This is a genomic window from Enterovibrio norvegicus FF-33 (genome assembly GCF_000286835.2).
Taxonomy (GTDB): domain Bacteria; phylum Pseudomonadota; class Gammaproteobacteria; order Enterobacterales; family Vibrionaceae; genus Enterovibrio; species Enterovibrio norvegicus_A.
Genome location: NZ_AJYD02000038.1, coordinates 1,378,523 through 1,401,445 on the forward strand (window position 1 = coordinate 1,378,523; position 22,923 = coordinate 1,401,445).

Below are 22,923 nucleotides of genomic sequence, written 5' to 3' on the forward strand. Positions count from 1 at the left end.
CTGCTTTTTCAAGGGCCTGTGTTCTAATACTCTGCAATGTGTTTTGGGAATCATAAGAAATAGCAGGAGCTAGCGTGGGCGCAAAAATCAATCAAATTAATGTTTACCCAGTTAAATCAGCAGGTGGACTTTCCTTATCGAACGCATGGGTTGAAAGTATCGGTTTGAGCTTCGACCGTCGTTTCATGGTCGCTGACAGTACGGGCAAATTTGTTACTGGGCGGACTGACCCTAAAATGACGGAAGTGTCTGTGTCGCTTCAGGCGAATGGCATTACGTTGAACCACCCTACGCTGTCACCTTTGGTACTTAAATACGCTCAATTCTCGCTTCAAGAAATTCACACCAACGTTTGGAAAGATGAATTCTGCGCCTATTCAACGACGTCGACGGCCAATGCATGGTTTAGTCATTTGTTGGGAGGCCATAAACAACTGTTGTTTACGGGTGAAGAATCTTCACCGCGTTTTGCATCGAAAGCGCAAACTAAGGTTAGCTTTGCCGACGGTTTCCCGTTATTGGTGATTTCACAAGCGTCACTTGATGCCCTTAATGCACGAACACCTGACATGCACACCATGGATCAGTTTCGCACCAATTTGGTCGCAACAGGATGTGACGCTTTTGAAGAAGACACATGGGCCAAGGTACGCATTGGCTCGGTGGTATTCCGGGTTGATTGTCCATGCAGCCGTTGCGTCTTCACTACGTTAGATTTAGATACAGGGCGTTTCCGTGTGAATGGGGAACCTATCAACACCTTAAGCCAATTTCGCACTGATAAAAGCGGCAATGTGAATTTCGGCATGAATCTGATTGCGCTCAATGAAGGTGAAATCAAAGCGGGTGATCAGATAGAAGTGTTGGAGTATCGCGACGCTGAAGTTTACGAAGACAAGACAACGCCGAAACTCACTTTGCAATGTAAAGACATCGAGCATGTTGCGCAGGATTTTAAAACCTTCTGGTTCGACAGTACAGAAGGCCAGTTGCCCGCTTACAAAGCCGGTCAGCATCTTCCTATTGAGTTGGATATTGATGGCAAGCGCGTACAGCGTCGCTACACGTTGTCGTCATCACCGACACGACCAGAGCGCTTGGCGATTTCTGTTAAGCGTGTCGAGGGTGGTGAGGTTTCAAACTGGCTGCACGATAACTTAAAGGCAGGCGCAGTGATCAAGGCGCAAACGCCTGACGGTCAGTTCCATCTTAGCGATGATGCAGCAAAGCGTCGCTCTTTGTTATTGCTATCGGGTGGCAGTGGCGTGACGCCTATGATGTCCATGCTGCGAACGCTGTTCGATCATAACGACATTGATGATGTGATCTTCTTCCACCAGTGTCGCTCCGAAGCCGATATACCATTTTCGGATGAACTTGATGCCATGGCAGCCAAGCACAAAGGCTTGAAAGTCATGACACTGCTTAGTCGCCCTTCTGACAGTTGGAAGGGACTCTCTGGACGATTGAGCCAAGAACATTTAGCACTGATCCCTGCGCTGATAGGACGCGAAGTATTTGTGTGTGGCCCGCAAGGGTTTATGGATTCTGCAATGACATTGCTCAGTTTACTGGGTGTGCCAGAATCACAGCGTTATCAGGAATTCTTCACCCCTCCGACAGTTGGCGATGATTTACCTGCCATGGAAGTCTCAATCACTATCGAAGGCGAATACATTCGTGGCGACAATCAGCGACCTATTCTGGTTCAGGCCGAAGAAGTTGGCGTTCAAGTGGACTATAGTTGTCGCGCAGGTGTGTGTGGCTGTTGCAAGATGCGCTTAGTGGAAGGAGAGGTTTCTCAACCCGATATGCCCGCTCTATTTCCGGGCGAAAAAGAGGATGGCTTGGTCTTAGCGTGTTGCTGTGTACCTAAAGGTGATGTGGTATTGAGTAAACTCTAGCCAACCAGCGGTAAATTAACGCTTTTTTTCTTTCAGCTAACATTAAAAGCTGCCTCATGAGGTATCATGGCGCAGCTTTTTTTGGGGCTTATTTTGGGAATAGATTATGACAAGCGCGAATAAAAAAGGCGCACTACTTTTTGCTGGCGGTTTAGTGTTGGGCGGCCTTGTTGCTGGTAATCACTGGTCTTCAATCAGTAATGTGGCACAAGAACTACTTGAGGGCGTAAACACGCAATTAACGCAATCTCAAAGCGAGTTGATTCAAGCACAACAAACCATTGTTCAGCTAGAAGAAGCGATGGTCGCGCGCACATCAGATGCTGCAACGACCGAGGGTCTGATTGAACAGAAAGATGTGGAAATTGATCAACTAAAAGCGCAGCTTGTGCAATTGACGCACCAGGCAAAACAGATGGACGAAATGAAAGCGACACTTGATATCAAGGTTGCTGATCAAGTTGATTCCATCAGTAAGCTAAGGGCAAGGCTTCAAAACACCGATGTGCTTTACGCGGAGCGCTATAGATTGGCGCAAGCGGTGAGTGATTTAAACGAAAGGATCTTTAAAGCCAGCCACAAAGCGGAATCCAGCCAGCAAGCCTGTGAAGAATTTAAAAAGGGCAACTCTTGGAATTGGGTGTCAGAAAAAGATTGTGACAACTTCAATACCTATAACCAGAAAGCCGAAGAATTAATGGCCGAATTTGAAGACCAAAGCGCAAGCCTTGATAAGGTGAATCGAGAGTTATCTGCGTTCGGAAATCTGCCAGTCCCGCAAGATCAATTAGCGATACCGCAAGAACCAAAAACTACTCCCAAAGAAAACATCACACAAGAACAAAGCCAGCAATAATAGGGTTAGATAAGACTTCACGATATTGCACTGCGATACGTGGAGCTTTTGATTGTTACGGACAGTGTGATTGAGTGATTTTTTGTCTTGAGGCGAAAAAACAACCAAGTGACGCTATGCTTATTGAAGTAATGTCATAAACCTAAGACAAAGCCTTTACAATGGCGTTATGTTTCTCGGCTTTGCCTTCTTCGATGCGCTCAGCATCAACAATAATCGGACGGTAGGGGTAGACACGTTGACAACCCGAGTATTGATCACCGATGACTCAGCATTAGCGCGAAAACAACTCGCTCGCTCGATGCCAGCATTCATCAATGCTGACGTAACGTTTGCTGAAAACGGACAAGTCGCCATTGACCAGCTAACAGCGAATACTTTTGATGTGATGTTTCTTGATCTAACTATGCCTGTTTTGGATGGTTACGAAACATTGGAAGCCATGCGAAACAGCAATATTACCGTGCCCGTTTTTGTGGTGTCTGGTGATATTCAGCCTAAGGCACAGGAGCGTGTGTTATCGCTGGGAGCGCAAGCATTCGTTCAAAAGCCAGTAAGCCCAGCGCAACTAAACGAGCTGCTCGCGCCGTATAAATCAGAAACTGCGCCTGAAGCCGCCGCTGCTGAAAAACCTGTTGAAGACTTGAAAATTGGCCGCCGTGAAATGTATATGGAGGTGGTCAATGTCGCGATGGGGCGCGCAGCAGACTCGCTAGCGCGTTACTTTGATGTGTTCGTTCACATGCCTTTACCTCACGTTAACGTGTTTGAGGTGAGTGAGCTGGTGATGACCATCAGACACCTTGCAGCGAACGATAATATGTCAGGCATTTGCCAAGGGTTTAGTGGTGAGGGTATCGCTGGTGAAGCCTTGATGCTCATTTCCGATTCTTCGATGAAAGATCTGCTCGCCATCCTTGATTATCCTGATGATGGCAGCGTAGATAATGACCTAGAAGTTTTGGTGGATGTCAGTAATGTGCTGATTAGCGCGTTCTTATCCGGCATTGGTGAGCAAGCAGGCCTTGTTTTTGCCCAAAGCTACCCTGCAATTATTGGCCAGCATCTTGCGGTGGACAAGTTGGTCGAAGGGATGCACGGCACATGGAAACGCACGGTAACGATTGAAGTAAGCTATGCCATTGATAATACAAGCATTAAATGCGATTTGCTCTTGTTGCTGGTGGATGAATCGTTGCCATTGCTTGACGCTAAACTCGCCTATCTAATGGATGATGAGGAGTAACCATGATTGACTCACCAGAATTTGAACAATTCAACTGGATGGTCGATATGGTGCAAAATATCGACATGGGGTTGATTGTTGTGGACCGAGACTTCACCATTCATATGTGGAATGGTTTCATGGTCCATCACACAGGAAAGTACCCAAACAAAGTGCAGGGTAAATCGCTGTTTGATGTGTTTCCTGAAATTTCAGAAAGCTGGTTTCGTGCAAAGTGCCGACCCGTTTTTGAATTGAAATGCCGAAGCTTTGTGGTGTGGAAACAGAGACCGTATCTTTTTCACTGTCGTAATGTTCGCCCCCTTACAGGGCAAACTAACTTTATGTTCCAAAATGTGACGCTTAATCCGATTGTGAATTTACGTGGCGAAGCACAACACATGTTTATTTCTGTAGCGGATGTGACGGGCGAAGCATTAACTTACTCGTAGCGGCACAACGTTGAATTTCGAAATAATTCCTGCAAAGACAAAGACAAAGACAAAGACAAAGACAAAGACAAAGACAAAGACATCTTTGACTCAAATCAGATTGAAAGTATAGAAAAAGCCAGCGTTTGTAGACGCTGGCTTTTTGTTATCGAGACTATTGAGTCTATCTGGTCACTCGCGACTAGATGTTGGGCTTGCCACAATTGGGTGCGCGAAGAGACGACGTAGGCAGGCGACTGATTGCTGCATTCAAATCGTCAATGCGTGTATCGTGAGATGGGTGAGTTGACATAATTTCTGGCGGTGCGCCTTCAGAGGCTGCAGCCATGTTTTTCCACAGTTCGACACTTTCTTTTGGGTCAAAGCCTGCGTCATTCATTAGCTGAACACCAATGAGATCAGATTCTGATTCATGAGCGCGGCTAAAGGGCAATAAAACGCCCACATTTACACCAAGCCCGAGACCCGCCATGATCATGTCTGAGTTTGCGGTGCCGGTTGCGCCAAGCGCAATATTGGTAATTTGTAATGCGCCGTTTGCAGCGACAGAGCTTGAGACACGTTCGCTGCCGTGGTTCGCCATGACGTGACCAATCTCGTGGCCGACGACAGAAGCTAGCTGGTCTTGTGTTTTAGCGACTTTCAACAAACCGGTATAAACCCCGATCTTCCCGCCGGGTAAGGCGAATGCATTGATTTGGTCGCTGTCGAATACCACGACTTCCCACTTTTCAAAATCAGGCTGAGGCGGTGTCACTTTGAGCAATGCGTCAGTGACACATTGCACATATTGATTGGTTTTCTTGTCAGTGCTGATCTTTTCTTGTTCTTTAAGCTCAGAAAATGATTGGTTACCCAATGTCGCCATTTCCGAACCAGACACCAAAATGAATTGGCTTCTACCCGTCGGGGAGGTGGTGCAGCCAACCAGCACACTGAGTAGCGCGGCGGTGAGCGTTGTATTTACTGTATTTAACTTCATAACTATATCCTTATCGCGGCGCGAGATCCCTGAATAACTCCGATGCGCGATATTGTAGCTTGACTGGATGATGAGGCAAGAATCTCATTCAATTAACCGTTCGGACTACGGCTTAACGCTGAAAAGTCACGAATACAACACCTTGACCACTGAAATCATGGCTCTCCGTGGAATTCACGAGGATAATAGTCATCAACTCTAATCCATACATCAGACATACAGGAGCGCTTATGTCTATCTGGAAGAAGCCTATTACCATTGACGGACTCAATGCCACCTCGGCGAATACACTCGTTGAGCATCTTGGCATCCAATACACGGCGTTTGATGACAATAGCCTGACAGGTACGATGCCCGTCGATGCGCGCACGCATCAACCTTTGGGCATGCTTCACGGCGGTGCTTCTGTGGTGCTAGCTGAAACTTTGGGTTCGCTGGCAGCAAACATGTGCGTGGAAGAAAATAAGTACTGCGTCGGTCTAGATATTAACGCCAACCATATTCGTGCAATGCGAACAGGTAGCGTGATGGGGAAGGCTTCCCCGATTCATTTGGGAGCAACGACACAAGTGTGGCAAATAGAAATTACAGGTGAGCGTGGGCGATTGGTGTGTACCAGTCGATTGACCATGGCGGTTTTACAGCACAAGGGGAAGTGATCCATGGTTATTACCATTCCGGGTGGTCGTGTTGTGGCGACCATGCACGAAGTCATGGTGAAGTTGGAAGAAAATCGCCTTACACTTCAAACGCAAACAGATGACATTAGTTTACTTGGTGCCCCCTGTATGTTGATCGCCAATGGCGGCACGGTTAACTGGAGCATTTCATTAGGCTCCGAAGAAAACCTTAATGCAGTCAGTGAAGCCACGGGCGTTGCCATCAAGCGTTAGTTATCTGGTTGCTAACGAGAACCAAACATTCAACGACGAATAGGGGAGCGCGGTGAATAGATCAGGGGTGGGTATCAAGGGTTTTTTACTGGCATTGATTTTGGCGTTTACATCGACAACCTCCCTCGCAGGCGAAGCTGATGTGGTAAATGCTACGGTTACCAAAACGGGTGTAAGTCCTTCTGGTATTGGGAATAGTTATCGTATTTCTGCCACGGTACGTCATGCTGATGAAGGCTGGGATCATTATGCGAATGCATGGCGTGTCATGACAACAGACGGCGAGGTCTTGGGTGCCAGAGAGTTACTCCATCCGCATGAAACCGAACAGCCTTTTACTCGAAGCTTATCAGGCATAACCGTGCCTGAAGGTGTCACTGAGGTGATTATTGAAGCCCGCGACAGTGTGCATGGTTGGGGTGGGGAAACCTACGTGCTTCCATTGAAGTGAATGACTGAACAATCGCTACAAAAAAGAGCCGCTACCTAAGTAAGAAGCGGCTCTTTTCAATGTGGTTTCTCCTCAATGCTCAATCTCAATGCACAAAGAAGTTAAATTACTTAGAAATCAGCGGTAATTTCATAACCGGTGAACTTACGAATGTTAATCACGCCCGTATCAAAGAGAAGGTACTGCCCCTTAATGCCTTTCAATACGCCTGACACCACAGGTTCTTTATCAAAATTGAGCGATGTGATCTTAGTGGGGTGTTCCGTTACCGGAAAGCTGATTTCAACAATATCGTGTTGAATTGGCTCAACAGCATCAAATCCATATTGCAGACGTAAGCTGAAAATTTTAGCGTCGATTTTAGGCAGTATACGTCGCGCTTCTTCTTTCAAGTCGATATCAGCATTGTCGCCTTTGAGCATAGTTCGCCAATTGGTTTTATCAGCAAGAAACTCTGCAATGGCGATTTCCACGAGGCCAGAAAGATGACGACTCTTTACTTTTAGGATAGGAAGCGCTTGTGTCGCGCCTTGATCAATCCAGCGAGTTGGAATTTGGCTAGCGCGAGTAATACCGACTTTCAGACCTGATGTATTGGACAAGTAAACCACATGATCGGTCATGCAGAATTTCTCGCCCCACTCAGGTTCGCGACAAGTCCCTTCGGCGAAATGACAAGTTTCGGGTTTTAGAATACACATGTCACAACGGGCCAATTTACGTGTGCACGGGAAACAGTGTCCCTGGCTAAAACTCTTTTTAGTTTTATTACCGCAAGCATCGCAATAGATATTGCCCGTATAAGTGAGCGTCAGCGATTTGCCGATCAAGTCATTTAATGCGATGTCGTTTTCGCCGACAGGCAAGGAATATTGTACGCTGCTATCCAGCGTACTTTTCATTTTGCTTAAAGTACCAGTAGTCATTGTCTATTTTACGTTGTCCATTTCGTGCCTGAAGTGTAACAGAACTTCAACGCGAAACTAGATGCGGCCAAGGTTCTCACCGTTAAATGGTGTGATGCATGAAAAAGCTCAAACTCAAACGTAAAATGGCACTGGTTAAAGATGCCGATGTTATCGCATCACCAATCCATCATTAAGATCGTTATAAAGCGATATGGTGACCATCACCAAATTGAGGTCAATATCTTCATTGATATCATCAATGACAAACAAGTCAGCATCAGATTCTGACGTGTTGTTTTGTGCCAAGGTGAGGATATCTTGTTGGATGTCGCCATAAATGGTCATTTCTTCGACTTTTTCATAGCTGCCAAAATCGAGAAGTGCAGCAGGTGCAAGCTCTGGCTTGGCAGAAGCATGAAAAGAGAACAAGAGTATGGATACAAGAAAAGAGGTCGTTAGGAAGCGCATACGAAAAGTCCGTCTTTATAATATGAGGCGCAGGATGTCACAGTGGTTTCGCCATTTTGTCAGTACAGGGTCAGAGGATGATGATTCTGCAGTAAAAAGCGAGGCTTTTGGGGTTTAGAAGGCAATTTCTTGCAATAAGTCACAATTCTACAATTACAGGGCAATGGTCCGAAAGGCGATATGTCGAAACGGCGTGGTAGGAGTATTGATATTGCTTGGCCTCAACGGGCGAGTTGATGTCAATGGCTCCCGGACTGGCAATAATGTGATCGATGAGTTTATTGTAAACAACGTGCTCCCATCGCTTGGTGCGATAGTTGAACTTTCTTGCTTTGCATTTCGCAGGCGTATTCGCGGTTAACTTGACGAGCGGACTGGTGCTCGTTTCTTCGAGTAAGGTCTGCCAAGCCCATTCATAGGGGTTGTTCATGTAATGATTAAAGTCACCCGCAATGACAAACTCTTGTCCGAGTTTTGTTCGTGTATTAATCCAAACGGCCAGCGCTTCAATTTGGCGTCGTAGTTTTTTACAACTGTTGTTTCGACGTACAGGCGTGTTAAAGCATCCTGATTTTAGGTGTATTGAAAGTAAATGCAGCGAGGGCTGGTTCTCCCTGAGTACTTCAATATATGTACCATAACGAAGATCTCCACCGGAAAGAAAAGTGGGTAAGCCCAAAGGTTGGTAATCTTTGTGATCAATGACGTTGATACCTTTCTTAACGGCCCAGCCGGTAAACTGATGACTACCTCGGCTTTTTTTATAACGTAGGGAACGATCAGAAAAATAAAAATCGTATTGAAGCGGGTCGACAACTTTGGCTAAAGGCTCAGGACCGTCGACTTCTTGAAACGCAATGAGATCGGCATCAATCACGGAAGAAATAGTTTGCATCATTAGGTAATCGTCAGCGTCACGTTTACTTTGAATCATGTCGCCTTTATCTGATAGCCATTCCATATTCCACGTCGCTAATGTGAGGCTCGCGTAGGCAGGAACAGGATTAACGGCCACTATGAAGAGACATAGGAGGCTGAGTTGAGCGCTAATTTTACTCAAGCGGTTTACCCACAATGAAAGGGTGTGACGCGAAGACATATCCAGATGTGAATTCTCTTATTATTTCATTTACCGTGACCGTGAATGCTAGTCACCTTAGCTAAAAATGCCAGTGAAGATTGTGTGATGGGGCTGAGAGCCAGTCCAAAATATTGCTCGTCTGTGGATAGTAGAGCATACAGTATGCAATGTTTTTGGTAGGTGGTATTTTTGCGTTGCCTGTTGCACTTTTTTACAGCCTTTTTTCATTTATTGACGTTTATTCCCATTAATCGAATAGATAAAAATCGCATCCCCTCGTGCCATGATCTAAATCAAGGTATCGATCGTCCCTCAAAGGTCTAATGCACCACATGTTGTAGCCAAAGCTAAATTTCTGCCCATATTTGGTATTTGTTGACGCCGTTCACAATTGTGTGTAAGCCACCTGCTTCCTCAATAGAACGATTCAAGGTTTACGTCAACGTGCTGTCCTAGCGCGAATTTATAGGTGTTGGCTTGCTGCATTTCCATATGAAAAAATCACGCCGTGATGTGTGTGATGCCACTATTTATCCTTGAAATTAAGGGTGATTCCTTGAGGAGCTATTTGTGAAACCTGTTGTCATCAAACGCGATGGATGCCGCGTACCTTTTCAGCGCCAACGTATCGAAGATGCGGTGATTCGCGCGGCGCAAGCAGTAGAAGACATGGATCGAGCCTATGCAGCAGCAGTAGCAGATGGTGTTCTCGCACAAGTCATGCGTCATGACGAGGTGGATATTCACCAAATCCAAGACGCTGTCGAAAATCACCTAATGGCAGGACCTTATAAGGCTGTTGCCCGAGCATATATCGAATACCGTCATGACCGCGACAGTGCACGTGAGAAGAAGAGTCGCCTGAGTCATGAAATCCGTGGTCTGGTTGAACAGACGAACTCAGACATTCTCAACGAAAATGCAAACAAAGACAGCAAGGTCATTCCAACACAGCGCGATTTGCTTGCGGGGATTGTTGCAAAACACTATGCCAAGCAATACATGCTGCCTAAAGAAGTTGTTCGAGCGCATGACCAAGGTGATATCCATTATCACGATTTGGACTATGCTCCGTTCTTCCCGATGTTCAACTGCATGTTGGTTGACCTAGAAAATATGCTTACCCATGGTTTTAAGATGGGTAACGCGGAAATTGACACGCCAAAATCAATTCAAACGGCAACGGCGGTAACTGCCCAAATTATTGCGCAAGTGGCCTCCCATATTTATGGTGGCACCACGATCAACCGCATTGATGAAGTGTTGGCACCTTACGTTGAAATTAGTTACGAAAAGCACCTAATGGTCGCTCGTGAGTGGAACATCTCGGATGCGGAAGGCTATGCCACTGCGCGTACAGAAAAAGAGTGTTATGACGCATTCCAATCGTTGGAATATGAAGTTAATACACTGCATACCGCTAATGGCCAAACTCCGTTCGTGACCTTTGGTTTTGGTTTGGGTGATTCGTGGTCTGCGCGTTTGATCCAGCAATCGATTTTGCGTAATCGCATTGAAGGGTTGGGGAAAAACCGCAAAACCGCAGTATTCCCTAAGCTGGTATTCAGTGTGAAAGCGGGCTTAAACCTGAAAAATGGCGAGCCTAATTACGACATTAAACAACTGGCACTGGAATGCGCATCGAAACGCATGTATCCCGATATTCTTAACTACGACCGTGTAGTGGAAGTCACGGGTTCGTTTAAAACCCCAATGGGTTGTCGTAGCTTCTTATCAGCTTACGAAGAAAATGGTGAGTTGATCCATGAAGGTCGAAACAACATTGGTGTCGTGAGCATTAACTTGCCGCGTATCGCTATTCGCGCGAACGGCAATGAAAAAATATTCTATTCGTTACTTGATGACGTATTACGCGTTGCGCGTGAAGGTCTAGATTCGCGCATTGACCGTCTACGCGGCGTGAAAGCGCGTGTCGCACCTATCCTCTATATGGAAGGCGCATGTGGCGTTCGTTTGAACCCAGATGACGATGTGAGTGAAATCTTTAAGAACGGCCGCGCGTCGATTTCGCTGGGTTACATCGGTATCCATGAGACTATCAATGCGCTGTACGGTACAGAAGAGCATGTTTATGATTCTGAAACCCTGCGTGAAAAAGCACTCGATGTTGTTAAGTATCTGAAAGCGGCTACAGATAGCTGGAAAGAAGAAACGGGTTATGCTTTCAGTTTGTATAGTACGCCAAGCGAAAATTTGTGCAGTCGATTCTGTAAGATTGACGCTAAGGAATTCGGTGTGGTGAAAGGTGTAACTGACAAAGGTTACTACACCAATAGCTTCCATCTTGATGTTGAAAAGAGCGTTAACCCTTACGACAAAATTGATTTCGAAATGCCGTATCCGGAAGTCGCAAATGGTGGTTTCATTTGTTATGGCGAATACCCGAACATTCAGCACAACATCGAAGCACTCGAGAATGTGTGGGATTACAGTTATGAACGCGTGCCATATTACGGCACCAATACGCCAATCGATGAATGTTATGAGTGTGGATTCACGGGCGAATTTGATTGCTCAAGTAAAGGCTTTGTATGTCCTAGCTGTGGCAACCATGATTCAACCAAAGTCTCGGTAACACGTCGTGTCTGCGGTTATCTTGGTAGCCCTGATGCGCGTCCATTCAACGACGGTAAGCAGGAAGAAGTGCAACGTCGTGTCAAACACATGTAAGGTATTGCGATGAATTTCCATCAGTATTATCCGGTTGATGTGGTGAACGGTGAAGGGACGCGCTGCACCTTATTTATTGCAGGATGCGAGCACCAATGTCGCGGCTGTTATAACCAAAGCACATGGTCGCTAGATTCTGGGCAAGTGTTTGATAAGTTGATGGAAGACCGCATTATTGCCGATCTTAATGACACGCGTATCAAACGTCGAGGGCTGTCTTTGAGCGGCGGTGACCCACTTCATCCTGCGAATGTGTCTGCCGTGTTGACGTTGGTTAAACGTGTGCGTAATGAATGTATTGGAAAAGACATTTGGCTTTGGTCAGGCTACCAGTTAACACAATTAACTGAGGCTCAAAAAGCCGTGGTTTCTCTTGTTGATGTGCTAATTGACGGTAAGTTTGAAAAAGATCTTGCCGATCCATCACTGCCTTGGCGTGGAAGCAGTAACCAGGTTATACACCGCTTGAGCTTGTGTTAGTTGTTTGTTTAGCTTTTTTAAGCCTTAGCCCCCGCATTATCTTCTTTGTAACGAACATTGAAAAAAACGCCGCGAAAACGGCGTTTTTTTATTGTTCCGTGGTAGAAAAAATCGCAGACAAAAACAATGGAAACAAAAACTTATTCCTATACCTGTTGTCTATTTTCTGCGTATCATTCAATCCATACCAACGAAACAAAGGGACGTCGCATTGAAATTGAAAATTGCTGCCTTATTGCTATGTACTGCGTTACTTCCTCATAGCCCAGCTTTTGCTGATACAACGCCGGCTGTTTATGAGCATGCCACCGATGGAAAAATGCTCATGGGTGAAAAAGAGTGGGTGAAAGTGGAGGACGTTGATGTTGTCGCGATTGCACGTGTTGATACCGGAGCGACGACTTCCTCTATAAGTGCTGTGGACATTCAATCTTTCGAACGCGACGGCAAGAAGTGGGTGACGTTTCGTCTCGCCCATGATGGAAAGCAAAGTAACGTGATCGAACGACCTGTTGTCCGCACCGTAAAAATCATTCAATCAAGTTCAGACGGTTTTGAACGCCGCTATGTGGTTGAGCTTCTGATTACCATTGGTGACATGACGGAGAATACAGAATTTACACTGCGAGACCGAAAACACCTCAACTTTCCTGTGCTTTTAGGGCGAACCTATCTGAGTGATATCGCGTTGGTGGATGTCAGTCGAAAATACATCCAACCAAAACCGGAAATTGGCGTAAAGCAATAATTCCAATAGCACAATCAAGCATCACGCTTTTTTACTTGCACAGCGCGAGTCTTTGGGTAATGTATTGCTTGTAATTATTGCCGTTAAATAAGGACGTTATTTCATGTTAGATCTGCTTTCTCCGGCGCAACAAGACCCGATTCTGTCGCTTTCCATCGCCTTTCGTGCAGACGCGCGCGCGGACAAAATGGACTTAGGTATTGGTGTTTACAAAGACAGTCAGGGCGATACGCCTATTATGCAGGCCGTGAAAACGGCACAGCAGCAACTGGCAGATTCTCAAACCACAAAAAGCTACGTTGGTTTAGCGGGCAATGAAGCGTTCAATCAAGCGATGACGGATCTCCTTCTTAAGGGAACCGATGGCTACTCCCGTTGCGCGACAGTGCAAACACCGGGCGCGAGCGGTGCACTTCGTATGCTGGGTGATTTGATGTATCTCGCCAAGCCGATTACCACTGTTTGGATCACTGACCCAAGTTATGTGAACCATAAGCCAGTGATGGAAGCTGCGGGCTTGCACGTCAATTTTTATCCTTATTTTGATTCGGTTACCAAACAAGTTAACCCTGAAGCCATGCTTGCTGCATTGAGCAAAGCAGGCCCTGATGATGTCGTGCTTTTGCACGGTTGCTGTCATAACCCGACGGGGGCGGACATCCGCACCGAGCATTGGCAAGCCATTAATGAGTTAGCCCAGAAAAATGGTTTTACGCCGTTTGTTGATATCGCTTACCAAGGCTTTGGTGACGGTTTAGAAGAAGATGCGTATGGCTTGCGACTTCTGGCGGATTCGGTCGAAGAAATGTTGATCGCAACATCGTGCTCGAAAAACTTTGGTTTGTACCGTGAACGCACTGGCGCTGCCATTGTGATTGGTAAGAACAAACAAGAAGCGACCAATGCTAAAGGTCGAATTTTGCAGTTAGCACGTTCAACGTACACCATGCCACCTGATCACGGAGCCGCGATTGTGGAAACCATTCTATCTGATGATGGTTTGACTAAGCAGTGGCGAGCAGAATTGGACGGTATGCGTAACCGTATTATCTCGCTTCGTGAAGGGTTGAGTACCGCGCTTTCTGCACGTACTGGCGATAGCCATTTTGACTTTATCAAAGCGCACAAAGGCATGTTCTCCATGCTGGCGTATTCACCTGAGCAAATGGTGAAGCTGCGTGAAGAGTTTGGTATCTATGCAGTGGGTGACAGCCGTATCAATGTGGCAGGTCTTACTGAGTCACGCATTGATTACTTAGCTGATGCGCTGATCGCTGTATCGAAATAAGCCTATCTTGATACTATTTTCTATAGCGTTAGCTTTGCGCTGGCTCTATTCTCATTTCTACGAACAAATTAGATAAATTATCATGAAAATTCATCGTATTAACCCGACTAACCGTTGGTCTGACGTCACTGTGTTTAATGGCATTGCACACTTTGTAGAAGTGCCTGAAAGTGATTTAAGCGCAGATATTAAAGGCCAGACCGCACAAATCCTGGCGCAAGCTGAAGAGATGCTGGCCACTGTGGGCAGTGACAAAACGCGCATTCTTTCGGTGACAATCTACGTGACTGATTTTGCAAACTTAGCTGCCTTGAATGAAGTTTGGGATGCATGGTTTGATGCTGGGACAGCGCCAAGTCGTGCATGTGTAAAAGCAGAGCTTGCTGACCCAGAGTATTTGGTTGAAATGGCATTTGTTGCTGCAGCGGGTGAAGAATTTCAGTCGTAATTGATAGACGAATAAACCAAGTCTCTAAAGAGGCGCGCTAAAAGATGGACAAGGGCAGCTTCGATGGCTGCCCTTTTTATTATGAATGATCATCAAGGATCACTTTTTCGCCATGTATTACATCGCTTGGCGGAAAATCTCGCAAATCTCTTCGTGCGTTCCTTGTTTCGGGTTGGTAAAGCCACAAGCATCTTTTAAAGCATTCTCTGCCAATACTGGGAAGTCGTCCGCTTTTACCCCAAGCACTTCCAAGCCTTCCGGAATGCCCACATCTTTAGAAAGGACTTGTATCGCTTCAAGAGCAGCTTGTGCTCCTTGTTCCGGTGTCAGCGCTTCAACGTCCACACCCATAGCTTTGGCGACATCACGAAGACGACGCGCAGAAACTTGGGCGTTATAGCGCTGTACGTGTGGCAACAGAATGGCATTACACACGCCGTGGGGTAAGTCGTAAAAACCGCCCAATTGGTGCGCCATGGCATGAACATAGCCAAGAGACGCATTATTAAATGCCATGCCAGCCATAAACTGCGCATACGCCATTTGCTCGCGTGCTTCGATGTTTTTCCCGTCTTTAACTGCCGTACGCAGATTTGCTTGGATAAGCTCAATGGCTTTGATAGCAACCGCGTCAGTGATGGGGGATGCGGCGATAGATACATACGCTTCGATGGCGTGGGTCAGTGCATCCATGCCTGTTGCTGCGGTCAGTGATGCGGGTTTGGCCAGCATTAACTCAGGGTCGTTTACCGAAATTAACGGCGTCGTGTTTTTATCTACAATCGCCATCTTAATATGGCGCTCTTCGTCGGTAATGATACAGAAACGTGTCATTTCTGACGCAGTACCTGCTGTGGTATTAATGGCGATGAGTGGTAGTTGTGCTTTAGCCGATTGGTCAACGCCTTCGTAGTCACCAATTTTACCGCCGTTTGTGGCAACCAATGCGATACCTTTCGCACAATCGTGTGGTGAGCCACCGCCTAGCGAAATAACAAAATCGCAGTTCTTCTCTTCAAGTATCGCTAAACCCGCTTCAACATTACTGGTCGTTGGGTTTGGTTGAGTGCCATCGAAAACTGCCGTTTTCACACCGCGATCAGACAGCAAGTTGACGACGTTTTCTACTACGCCAATTTCATTCAGTACTTTGTCGGTGACAATGAGACCATGTTTGAAACCATGAGATTGAATCGCATCTGCAGCGTCGGTTAGGCAACCTGCGCCCATAAAATTAACAGTAGGGATGTAAAATGCGCTTTTCATTATTATTCTCCGTGGAGATCACGTTATTGGTAGGTTGGTAAGTTAGACGAGTATTTTTCTCATCTTTTTGTGTCTAGTTTTTTTAGCATCCCTTTAGGGGGCGATACTTTGATTTACATCAATTTCAAGCGAAAGCTTTTGAGAGTGATGTCATTAATTTGAGTTGGATCGTTCTTATCGATACATTAAATTTTTGAAATAAAAGAGGTTTTGTAACAATTGGTTTGGCGGGGATATGTCATTCGTTGAAACGCATGTAGCGCTTTCTTGTTCGACGTGTTGCAGGGCGATCATCAAGAAACATGTCTCTTTTCGAGTACAAAAAAGATTCATTTGAATAGACATAAGCATGAAGCATACCTAGGATATCTTTTGTCCAAATTAACTCAGTCGCATATAGGAAAGGCATGCTCTGGCATAAAGTCCAAGATCAACTCGAACTCCATACGATCAGTATCATCGTCGGTCCAAACCGAACCGATAAAACAAAGTTTCTTTGCGAACAATATGAGGGGCTTCCATTTCATATCGATGTATCAAAAGCGATGGTGGCCTATTGCGGAGGTGATACTCGAATTACGGAACAGGAATGGGTGAAAATTATTGAGCGTGATTGCGCATTCATCACGGTTGATGATGCGCATCTTTTACAACCTTTGGATCTTAAAAAGCTAATAGAGATTGCTGTCGAAACCAAAAAGCGACTGTATATGTCTTGTAATGAAACGATAGGACCTTACCTTCCTTCATTTCTCTCTCATGCTCAAAATTATCAGTTGTCCGTCGTCAAGCTGGAGAGACTGACAGACAAAGATGTTTGCGCCTGGTCCTTGGCCGGAATTTAAAGGGAAGTAATCAGCAGATAATACCTGGTTACGCTATTCCAGTTTCCTGCAAAGGCATGTTGAATTACTATCCGGTCACAACAATCGGCGTTTTGAGGTTCAATGTGAAAAAATCTATTACTGCAATCGTGCTTCTTATGGCGTTGTCTGGTTGTGAAGATGCAACAAAGATAATTGATCAGGCACAAGAAGCTGCAAACCAAGCTGTGGATGGCCTTCAAGAAAACGTTGAGTCAGTAGATTTGAGCCAGTTGAGTTTGGATCAATTTGGCGATGCTGCAGGTTCTGCACAAGCCTTAGCTGCCTCGATTCAAGAAGCGGCTGATGCTGACTTTGCTGACCCGACCGCTTTGGTTGAAGTCAGAGAACACATTGCCAACGCCTATAGCTGTTTAGTTGACGCCACATCTGAAAGCACAGCAGAAAAGCTGTTGAATAGCGTATTGTCGTCAATTAGTAGTGAAGATGCCTTGTCAGTGATTGATAACGGCATTGAAAAAGCAAAAGCGGCACAAGAGTGTGTGATGTAAATACCTTATTGTGAAGCAAATATTTTGCGAAAAGAAAAGGCTGACGCAATGTGTCAGCCTTTTTGCTTTCTACGATTTGCCCGCGAAAGTGTGGGCTTATGGAAGACAAGAAAGCATTGAATTAGTCGTCGAATTGTTCGTCAATAAAGGATTGCGACGGGATGAAATAATTCGCGCCTGTTTTTGCCTCTACAAAATCCAGTAAGCGATCATAGTCACCATTGTCATCCGCATAGATCATCTGAGTGAGCGACGTTTCGATAATGGACGGCGTTTTGGCAAATCCAATGAACATAGTGCCATGCTCCATTGCGTTACCATAAGGGCGATTTTGACGGTACATTTTCACTTCTTCGCCATCAATTTCCACTTTGCTTTTCGCATTGTGTGCCCAAGCTGGCTTATCGTCATCGCTGAGTTCAATGTCATCCATCTTGGTACGCCCAATGACGTTTTCTTGATGTTCTGTTGCTTGCTCGTCCCATAATGATTGGCGGTCAATATAGCGTTGAACAACGAGGTAGCTCCCGCCGCGATAGGCATCGGTTTCGTCGCTAATCAGCACAGACTCCACTCTTTCATCTTCAATGGGGTTTTCCGTGCCATCGACAAAATCAATCATGTCGCGATTATCGAGGTATTTGTAGCCTTGAATGTCTTCAATCAAGGTGGCGATATCAGAAAGTGCTTTGGCTGCGTATTTGGCAATTTGAAAATTGAGGTCTTTGCGATCTGACTTAACCATCAGGAAAATATCACCTGCCGTACTGGGAAAATGTCTTGGTCCATTTTTCATTTCGGGGAACACGTGTAATTCTTCTGGCATGGCAAGATCGGGAAATAGAATGGGCCAAGCGTTGGCAGAAAACCCCATCGTCATAGAAACGCCAGCACTGGGATCTTTTTGGCGAATGGATTTCTCGATCCCGGGTAACTGTGCCAATGCGTCACCAATTTCATCGAGATTGAGCCATTGGTCTTTTAGCGAAAAGGTTAAGAATTCTGCATGGGTTGTCGGGTTCGTGAGCACCCCTATTTGCGCCATTGAAGCAAGCTCGTTCATACATCGTCCTTTTGTCTGATATTGGAGCTATACACGAGTAACCTAAAGATGCTTGTTCAGCGAAAGTTTGTTAGTCGCATCGCTGCATCCTGAGAGTACACAGGTAAAAGCATTTAAAATCAGAATAGAACAGCTTGATGTATCAAAGTGGGGTAGGAATGAGACGGGCATGATGAAAATGGGCAGCGAGTGAAAGCAAAACAATTCGCCCCCGAAAGATCGAGGGCGATGATTGGCAGCCTATGTGTTGACGCTTGCGTCGAACTAGCGCTTGTTTTTGAGATAACGCTTACGACGGTCTTCTTTTGTCTTCGCTTTTTGTTCCGCTTTCAACGTTGCAGCTTCTTCAACTTCTATCAATTCTTTGTCGATCATATCTGGGTGTTCAAGGGTAATTAAACCCAAGGTACCGTTGCGAAGATCGTTGATGAGAATTTCAGAGGCTTTGTGAATATCAATGCGACCACCTGCGCGCAAACAACCACGCTTCTCTCCGATGGCTTCCATCAACTCAATCTCAGTCTCAGGCAATTCTTCAATGTTATAGCGCTTCTTCAACAACTCAGGGTATGCCTGCGCAAGGTACTCAACGGTATAGAACGCCACTTCGTCGTATTCCATGGCGGTGTCTTTTACTGCGCCTGTTGCAGCCAAACGGAAACCGCTGTGTGGGTTTTCCACTTTTGGCCACAAAATCCCTGGGGTATCTGAAAGTACAACGCCATTTTGTAGATTAATACGTTGCTGTTGTCGTGTCACTGCTGGTTGGTTGCCCGTCTTCGCGACCACACGACCTGCCAAGGTATTGATGATGGTAGATTTTCCAACATTAGGAATACCCATGATCATGGTGCGAATGTTTTTACCCATGTCTTCACGGTGTGGTGCCAACTTTCGGCACAGTTCCATGATCTTGTTAACTTCGTTAATGCTCTCTGTGGTGATAGCAATGGCTTTGACGCCTTGTTCTTTTTCTAGATGCTCAAGCCATATTGCCGTCATTTCTGGGTCAGCCAGATCGCGCTTGTTCAACACTTTGATCACGGGCTTATCTTTGCGGATACGTCGAATAAGCGGGTTTTCACTGCTGAAAGGAATACGCGCGTCGAGAACTTCGATAATCACGTCGATTTTAGGAACGACTTCTTCAATTTCTTTACGGGCTTTGTGCATGTGGCCAGGAAACCACTGAATAGAGTTGTTAATCATAGGAATGATTGCCTTTATAAATCGTGTATATCGCCCGAAAGATGTCGCAAGTAACCGATAAATGCAGTGAGGGCGCTAATAATGGCGGGATTTTAACACTTTAATGGTAACAACGGAAAAGTAAGTGTGGATCACAAAGGTAATGGATTAGAGATCATTCAAATTGGGCCGCGTTTTAGCGGGTTGGCGAAGCGGCGTGATGATTTACCTGAATGATAGGCGCTAGCTCTAAAGGATTTGCTTCGAAGAATTCGGATAATCTCTGCGGCATTCCGAGATAAAAACCTTGAAAATAGTCGACATCGAGTGCCTGCATGGCGCCGTATTCGCCTTCATTTTCGATCCCTTCCACTAATACTTCGGCATTCACTTCTTTGGCGAGAGCGATGGCGCGAATCATCGGCTCGATATTACCTTGCATGTAATCTTGTAAAAGAGAGCGGTCGATTTTCAATATGTTGGGACAAAGAAGACGAACTCGCTCTTCTTTTGACCCTTTGACTCCGTAATCGTCAATAGCGATACCAAACCCGTTATTAGTTGATTGTGTTGTTGCTGCTGACAAGGCATTCATGTCGTCGTGAAGATGTTCAACCACTTCAAGTACAACATGGTGGCGAGGAATCCCTAACTCTGAAAGACGCTTAACCATGAGGTTTTGGTTAGAAAACTTTGAAATGGCTGAAACCGCAGAAGATGGCAGCATATTGAGGAAAATGGCATGTTGGCCAGCATAGCGGGAGAAGTTTCTAAGATGAATGACTCGTGCCAACCTATCGGTGCTGATTTGATGATAAAACTCAGGATGATCTTGCTCGATGTGTCGGAATAAATGGGCAGGGCAAACAGGCTCATCAGTGAGTGTTTTTGCACGAATAAGCGCTTCAAAACCTAACACTGAAGTATCGGCTCGGAAGATTGGTTGGTAGACGCTTCTTAGCACCAAATCATTGAACAGGCCAATGAGTTCGCCGTTTTCATCGGTTCTCAAGCATTGTTCAAATCCATCTCTGGTACTCAAATTGTTAACCACAATCTACTCTCTCCTCTTACTACTTAGTCGGAGCTCAATATATCCAAGAAAACGCATGTTACGTCAAAGAAAGAGTAGAGAGAATAAATGGTTGCTTAACGCGACAAATTTATGTGATCTCTGCCAATGAAGTGTATCAATAGTGGTACGGAGTGTTCACTTTGACGCCTACGCAAGATGCAAACAAGATTTAGCGAACATCCAACGTAAAAGCGCAGCGTAAATATAATTTTACGTTCTTCCATACTGTAACGGTGTGCGTCAGATGTCAGTTTTATAAGCCAGAGACTATCGTTCTATGATGAGGTAAGTAAAGGAGGTGAGGCGATGAAATCTTGTCACTATGAATCGAAGCCTTTAAATGCGCTTGGAAAAATCACATGGAGCGCAGAAGAAAACGCGCTTTGGCATCAATTGGTAGAGCGTCAGCTGGCATGCATTGAGGGAAAAGCCTGTCAGGAATACTTCGACGGTTTATCAATGTTGAATCTTTCAATTGAACATGTTCCGCAGATCTCTGATATCAATCAAGTGTTAAAAAAGACGACAGAGTGGCAGTTAGAGCCCGTGCCAGCATTGATTGATTTCGACCACTTTTTTACGTTACTGGCATCAAAACGATTTCCAGTGGCGACGTTTTTGCGCTCAGTTGCCGATTTCGATTACCTTCAAGAGCCTGACTATTTCCACGAGGTTTTTGGCCATTGCGCGATGTTAACCAATAAGGCGTTTGCCACTTTTACACATCTATATGGCAAGCTTGGCGTTAACGCATCGAAGGCAGAGCGCATATATTTGGCCAGGTTGTATTGGTTTACCGTAGAATTTGGATTGATAGAGTCTTCCGGTCAGCGTGCTCTTTATGGGGGGGGTATTTTGTCATCTCCTGCTGAAACGGAATATGCCTATGGCAGTGATGTCCCGATACGCAAGAAACTGGATATCATTGACGTGATGCGTACCCCATATCGTATAGACATTCTACAACCCGTCTATTTCCATTTAGAAACGTTAGATGAGCTTTATGAGCTAGAGAATGTAGATTTGATGGCTTGTGTGCGCCGTGCAATGTCATTGGGGCTGCATCCACCGTCTTACCCATCAAAAATCGCTTAAAACATGTGAGAGAAACGGAGAGTAAAAACAATGACGGACTTATCCGAACTGAAATGCGAAGCTTGCCATGCAGACGCATCGAAAGTGACTGAGAGCGAAACGGAAAACTTAATGGTTAATATTCCAGAATGGACGGTGGTAAACGTCGAGGGTATTGATCAGCTACAAAGGTCGTTTGAGTTTCGAACTTTCAAGCAAGCATGGGCTTTTTCGAACAAGGTTGCTGAGCTAGCGGAAGATGAAGGCCACCATCCATCGATTTTACTAGAGTGGGGGCGCTGCACCGTCACGTGGTGGACGCACAAAATTAACGGCCTGCATCAGAATGACTTTATCTGTGCGGTGAAAACCGATCAGCTTTTGGATTAGCACAAACGTGATGCAGTGGTTTGATAGAACCAAAACTTAACAGAAAAAGGAGGGGAAACCTCCTTTTTCTTGCCTGTCTGAGTTCGCTCAGTTGGCGCTTCAAACGCCCATTGTCTGCCAACCTTACACTAAATACTGCACCTATTACCTCGACGCTGCATCTCTGCTTTCCGCATTGGCATTTCATCAATCACATTGACTAATTCATTGATATTCACGCTCTGCTGCCAGCGGAATTTTTCCGAGCCGTCTTTTCCGATCAGCACAGCGACGTGCTGGTCAGTCTCTATCGCATATTTTCGTCGTAACTTGTGTATCTCTTGAGATGAAAAGAGCCCGCGGGAGTCTGACATCTCCTGCATGTTGAAGATTAATGGGTGAAGATCTCTGTCGTCTAATTGGCAGCTGTGTACCAACATCAGGCGTTCAAAAGCGTCTACTTTTTCATCAAAACGGGGTGTGAAGAAAATCAGGGTACGATGAGGCTCAATCAATCCGTAGAAAGGGTAAGAGACGACTTGTGAAGAAAAGACGAGCACAGCGGCTAACCCAAAATGACTCAACGTGCGCATCATGATGCCCTACCAATCATAACTAACCACCTAATCATTACGAAA

Annotated in this window: 25 protein-coding genes; 16 read left to right on the forward strand and 9 right to left on the reverse strand. The window is 45.6% G+C overall.

The genetic code is table 11. The features are described 5' to 3' along the window. The first annotated feature begins 74 nt into the window (after positions 1-74). The 4 genes from A1OO_RS14360 (at position 75) to A1OO_RS14375 (ending at position 4,437) form a co-directional block, all read left to right on the forward strand. A complete protein-coding gene (locus A1OO_RS14360; RefSeq protein ID WP_017003424.1) occupies positions 75-1,904 on the forward strand; it encodes a hybrid-cluster NAD(P)-dependent oxidoreductase in 1,830 nt (609 codons plus the stop codon). A 106-nt stretch (positions 1,905-2,010) separates the two neighbouring features. Beyond that, positions 2,011-2,760, forward strand: a complete 750-nt coding sequence (locus A1OO_RS14365; protein WP_017003425.1) for a hypothetical protein — start codon at positions 2,011-2,013, stop codon at positions 2,758-2,760. 238 nt (positions 2,761-2,998) lie between these two features. Then, a complete protein-coding gene (locus tag A1OO_RS14370; RefSeq protein WP_016958583.1) occupies positions 2,999-4,006 on the forward strand; it encodes a response regulator in 1,008 nt (335 codons plus the stop codon). Positions 4,007-4,008: 2 nt separating this feature from the next. Then, entirely contained in the window at positions 4,009-4,437 is a 429-nt protein-coding gene (locus A1OO_RS14375) for a PAS domain-containing protein (RefSeq protein ID WP_016958584.1), read from the forward strand. 181 nt (positions 4,438-4,618) lie between these two features. On the opposite strand, the gene A1OO_RS14380 is transcribed toward A1OO_RS14375, so the two are convergent. Then, positions 4,619-5,419 (reverse strand): M48 family metallopeptidase, encoded by an 801-nt coding sequence (locus A1OO_RS14380; protein WP_017003427.1) that lies wholly within the window; start codon positions 5,417-5,419, stop codon positions 4,619-4,621. Positions 5,420-5,649: 230 nt separating this feature from the next. Here A1OO_RS14380 and A1OO_RS14385 point away from each other — a divergent pair, with 230 nt between their 5' ends. The 3 genes from A1OO_RS14385 to A1OO_RS14395 are packed head-to-tail and all read left to right on the forward strand — an operon-like array spanning position 5,650 to position 6,763. Beyond that, on the forward strand, positions 5,650-6,078 hold the full coding sequence (locus A1OO_RS14385; protein WP_016958586.1) for a hotdog fold thioesterase: 429 nt from the start codon (positions 5,650-5,652) through the stop codon (positions 6,076-6,078). A 3-nt stretch (positions 6,079-6,081) separates the two neighbouring features. Further along, a complete protein-coding gene (locus A1OO_RS14390; RefSeq protein WP_016958587.1) occupies positions 6,082-6,312 on the forward strand; it encodes a DUF3389 family protein in 231 nt (76 codons plus the stop codon). 52 nt (positions 6,313-6,364) lie between these two features. Next, positions 6,365-6,763 (forward strand): hypothetical protein, encoded by a 399-nt coding sequence (locus A1OO_RS14395; RefSeq protein WP_241819127.1) that lies wholly within the window; start codon positions 6,365-6,367, stop codon positions 6,761-6,763. A 110-nt stretch (positions 6,764-6,873) separates the two neighbouring features. On the opposite strand, the gene A1OO_RS14400 is transcribed toward A1OO_RS14395, so the two are convergent. The 3 genes from A1OO_RS14400 to A1OO_RS14410 all read right to left on the reverse strand — a co-directional run bounded on the left by A1OO_RS14400 (position 6,874) and on the right by A1OO_RS14410 (position 9,199). Then, on the reverse strand, positions 6,874-7,689 hold the full coding sequence (locus A1OO_RS14400; protein WP_016958589.1) for a DUF2797 domain-containing protein: 816 nt from the start codon (positions 7,687-7,689) through the stop codon (positions 6,874-6,876). Positions 7,690-7,839: 150 nt separating this feature from the next. After that, positions 7,840-8,139, reverse strand: a complete 300-nt coding sequence (locus A1OO_RS14405) for a hypothetical protein (RefSeq protein ID WP_016958590.1) — start codon at positions 8,137-8,139, stop codon at positions 7,840-7,842. A 139-nt stretch (positions 8,140-8,278) separates the two neighbouring features. Further along, positions 8,279-9,199 carry an endonuclease/exonuclease/phosphatase family protein gene (locus A1OO_RS14410; protein WP_241819130.1) on the reverse strand — a complete coding sequence of 307 codons (921 nt, stop codon included), beginning with the start codon at positions 9,197-9,199 and terminating at the stop codon, positions 8,279-8,281. 591 nt (positions 9,200-9,790) lie between these two features. Here A1OO_RS14410 and nrdD point away from each other — a divergent pair. The 5 genes from nrdD to A1OO_RS14435 all read left to right on the forward strand — a co-directional run bounded on the left by nrdD (position 9,791) and on the right by A1OO_RS14435 (position 14,875). Continuing rightward, positions 9,791-11,911 carry an anaerobic ribonucleoside-triphosphate reductase gene (gene nrdD / locus A1OO_RS14415; protein ID WP_017003429.1) on the forward strand — a complete coding sequence of 707 codons (2,121 nt, stop codon included), beginning with the start codon at positions 9,791-9,793 and terminating at the stop codon, positions 11,909-11,911. Positions 11,912-11,920: 9 nt separating this feature from the next. Beyond that, positions 11,921-12,391 carry an anaerobic ribonucleoside-triphosphate reductase-activating protein gene (gene nrdG, locus A1OO_RS14420; RefSeq protein WP_016958593.1) on the forward strand — a complete coding sequence of 157 codons (471 nt, stop codon included), beginning with the start codon at positions 11,921-11,923 and terminating at the stop codon, positions 12,389-12,391. A 211-nt stretch (positions 12,392-12,602) separates the two neighbouring features. Further along, a complete protein-coding gene (locus A1OO_RS14425; protein ID WP_016958594.1) occupies positions 12,603-13,139 on the forward strand; it encodes an ATP-dependent zinc protease family protein in 537 nt (178 codons plus the stop codon). Between the two features lie 103 nt (positions 13,140-13,242). Continuing rightward, positions 13,243-14,427 carry an aromatic amino acid transaminase gene (locus A1OO_RS14430; protein ID WP_017003430.1) on the forward strand — a complete coding sequence of 395 codons (1,185 nt, stop codon included), beginning with the start codon at positions 13,243-13,245 and terminating at the stop codon, positions 14,425-14,427. Positions 14,428-14,509: 82 nt separating this feature from the next. Then, a complete protein-coding gene (locus A1OO_RS14435) occupies positions 14,510-14,875 on the forward strand; it encodes a RidA family protein (protein WP_017003431.1) in 366 nt (121 codons plus the stop codon). 117 nt (positions 14,876-14,992) lie between these two features. On the opposite strand, the gene yiaY is transcribed toward A1OO_RS14435, so the two are convergent. Further along, the gene (gene yiaY, locus A1OO_RS14440) at positions 14,993-16,141 is read right to left on the reverse strand and encodes an L-threonine dehydrogenase (protein ID WP_017003432.1); all 1,149 of its coding nucleotides are present in this window, start codon (positions 16,139-16,141) and stop codon (positions 14,993-14,995) included. Between the two features lie 407 nt (positions 16,142-16,548). Between yiaY and A1OO_RS14445 the strand changes: the two genes are divergently transcribed. Beyond that, positions 16,549-16,986: a hypothetical protein gene (locus A1OO_RS14445; RefSeq protein WP_016958599.1), complete on the forward strand. Its 438-nt coding sequence runs from the start codon at positions 16,549-16,551 to the stop codon at positions 16,984-16,986. A gap of 104 nt (positions 16,987-17,090) precedes the next feature. Next, complete coding sequence (locus A1OO_RS14450) at positions 17,091-17,516, forward strand: hypothetical protein (RefSeq protein ID WP_017003433.1); 426 nt, start codon at positions 17,091-17,093, stop codon at positions 17,514-17,516. A gap of 121 nt (positions 17,517-17,637) precedes the next feature. Here A1OO_RS14450 and A1OO_RS14455 read toward each other — a convergent pair whose 3' ends face one another. The 3 genes from A1OO_RS14455 to A1OO_RS14465 form a co-directional block, all read right to left on the reverse strand. Beyond that, a complete protein-coding gene (locus A1OO_RS14455; protein ID WP_017003434.1) occupies positions 17,638-18,579 on the reverse strand; it encodes a Dyp-type peroxidase in 942 nt (313 codons plus the stop codon). A 264-nt stretch (positions 18,580-18,843) separates the two neighbouring features. Further along, the gene (gene ylqF / locus A1OO_RS14460) at positions 18,844-19,788 is read right to left on the reverse strand and encodes a ribosome biogenesis GTPase YlqF (protein ID WP_016958602.1); all 945 of its coding nucleotides are present in this window, start codon (positions 19,786-19,788) and stop codon (positions 18,844-18,846) included. Positions 19,789-19,963: 175 nt separating this feature from the next. Then, positions 19,964-20,821, reverse strand: coding sequence for an EAL domain-containing protein (locus A1OO_RS14465; RefSeq protein WP_017003435.1), 858 nt, complete (start codon positions 20,819-20,821; stop codon positions 19,964-19,966). Positions 20,822-21,148: 327 nt separating this feature from the next. Between A1OO_RS14465 and phhA the strand changes: the two genes are divergently transcribed. Both phhA and A1OO_RS14475 read left to right on the forward strand, forming a co-directional pair. Continuing rightward, positions 21,149-21,937 (forward strand): phenylalanine 4-monooxygenase, encoded by a 789-nt coding sequence (phhA, locus tag A1OO_RS14470; RefSeq protein ID WP_016958604.1) that lies wholly within the window; start codon positions 21,149-21,151, stop codon positions 21,935-21,937. Positions 21,938-21,967: 30 nt separating this feature from the next. Continuing rightward, positions 21,968-22,306 (forward strand): 4a-hydroxytetrahydrobiopterin dehydratase, encoded by a 339-nt coding sequence (locus tag A1OO_RS14475; RefSeq protein WP_017003436.1) that lies wholly within the window; start codon positions 21,968-21,970, stop codon positions 22,304-22,306. A gap of 128 nt (positions 22,307-22,434) precedes the next feature. Here A1OO_RS14475 and A1OO_RS14480 read toward each other — a convergent pair whose 3' ends face one another. Beyond that, positions 22,435-22,881 (reverse strand): DUF4174 domain-containing protein, encoded by a 447-nt coding sequence (locus tag A1OO_RS14480; protein WP_241819132.1) that lies wholly within the window; start codon positions 22,879-22,881, stop codon positions 22,435-22,437. Positions 22,882-22,923: the final 42 nt, after the last annotated feature.

Bases quoted from the DNA above. Each gene is read 5' to 3' on its own strand.
- A1OO_RS14445 (WP_016958599.1), top strand. From the start codon at position 16,549: ATGCTCTGGCATAAAGTCCAAGATCAACTCGAACTCCATACGATCAGT.
- ylqF (WP_016958602.1), bottom strand. From the start codon at position 19,788: ATGATTAACAACTCTATTCAGTGGTTTCCTGGCCACATGCACAAAGCC.
- A1OO_RS14365 (WP_017003425.1), top strand. From the start codon at position 2,011: ATGACAAGCGCGAATAAAAAAGGCGCACTACTTTTTGCTGGCGGTTTA.
- A1OO_RS14405 (WP_016958590.1), bottom strand. From the start codon at position 8,139: ATGCGCTTCCTAACGACCTCTTTTCTTGTATCCATACTCTTGTTCTCT.
- A1OO_RS14455 (WP_017003434.1), bottom strand. From the start codon at position 18,579: ATGAACGAGCTTGCTTCAATGGCGCAAATAGGGGTGCTCACGAACCCG.
- A1OO_RS14430 (WP_017003430.1), top strand. From the start codon at position 13,243: ATGTTAGATCTGCTTTCTCCGGCGCAACAAGACCCGATTCTGTCGCTT.
- A1OO_RS14375 (WP_016958584.1), top strand. From the start codon at position 4,009: ATGATTGACTCACCAGAATTTGAACAATTCAACTGGATGGTCGATATG.
- A1OO_RS14390 (WP_016958587.1), top strand. From the start codon at position 6,082: ATGGTTATTACCATTCCGGGTGGTCGTGTTGTGGCGACCATGCACGAA.
- A1OO_RS14480 (WP_241819132.1), bottom strand. From the start codon at position 22,881: ATGATGCGCACGTTGAGTCATTTTGGGTTAGCCGCTGTGCTCGTCTTT.
- phhA (WP_016958604.1), top strand. From the start codon at position 21,149: ATGAAATCTTGTCACTATGAATCGAAGCCTTTAAATGCGCTTGGAAAA.
- nrdG (WP_016958593.1), top strand. From the start codon at position 11,921: ATGAATTTCCATCAGTATTATCCGGTTGATGTGGTGAACGGTGAAGGG.
- yiaY (WP_017003432.1), bottom strand. From the start codon at position 16,141: ATGAAAAGCGCATTTTACATCCCTACTGTTAATTTTATGGGCGCAGGT.
- A1OO_RS14400 (WP_016958589.1), bottom strand. From the start codon at position 7,689: ATGACTACTGGTACTTTAAGCAAAATGAAAAGTACGCTGGATAGCAGC.
- A1OO_RS14475 (WP_017003436.1), top strand. From the start codon at position 21,968: ATGACGGACTTATCCGAACTGAAATGCGAAGCTTGCCATGCAGACGCA.
- A1OO_RS14380 (WP_017003427.1), bottom strand. From the start codon at position 5,419: ATGAAGTTAAATACAGTAAATACAACGCTCACCGCCGCGCTACTCAGT.
- A1OO_RS14385 (WP_016958586.1), top strand. From the start codon at position 5,650: ATGTCTATCTGGAAGAAGCCTATTACCATTGACGGACTCAATGCCACC.
- A1OO_RS14435 (WP_017003431.1), top strand. From the start codon at position 14,510: ATGAAAATTCATCGTATTAACCCGACTAACCGTTGGTCTGACGTCACT.